The organism is Corynebacterium sp. HMSC05D08, assembly GCF_001807215.1.
GTDB classification, from domain to species: Bacteria; Actinomycetota; Actinomycetes; order Mycobacteriales; family Mycobacteriaceae; genus Corynebacterium; species Corynebacterium striatum.
In genome coordinates this window covers 1-546 of the sequence record NZ_KV788297.1, presented here as the reverse complement: position 1 = coordinate 546, position 546 = coordinate 1, and the positions used below count along the sequence as shown (strand labels likewise).

Annotated in this window: 1 protein-coding gene; it reads left to right on the top strand. The window is 46.0% G+C overall.

Annotated elements, in window-relative coordinates; genetic code table 11:
* Nucleotides 1–510 (top strand): MFS transporter (locus tag HMPREF3148_RS13620; protein WP_161798067.1); only part of this gene is annotated, 510 nt, incomplete at its 5' end.
* Nucleotides 511–546 lie beyond the last annotated feature (36 nt).

Genomic DNA, 546 nt, shown 5'->3' with positions numbered 1-546 from the left:
CTGATTTTTTCATACCGCGCTACAGGAGAATCTGCATTCATTATCGGTTTGATTTCAGCATCTTTTGGATCCGGTGTCATCGTAGGTTCTTTTTTGGCCAGCAAGCTAGCAGAGGTTGTACCACTAGGAAAACTTGGCACTATAGCTTTACTTACCTTCACAATAAGCCTTATTGTGCTTACCACACTACATAGCAATACGGTCGCCACCATCATTGCTTTGTTTATCGCGGGTCTACCCCTAGCGTCTTTTAATACTGCAATTGGGGCTTTTACTGCCGCCATTACCCCTGACTACCGAATGGGCGCAGTAACCACAGCTTCTACCATTCCTGGAATATTTCTCATGCCATTCGGAGCATTTCTCGCTGGCTTTGGATTTGAGCACTGGGGGGCTTCAACAACACTCGGACTCATTTCAACAATCGCGCTCATTGCCACCATGATGACGCTAACCTCAGCGGTTCGCGGAATACCATTGCTATCTCAACTCGACGAAGTTCAATCCTGATAGTTCCACTCTGCACTGTAATGCTCTTAAAATAAG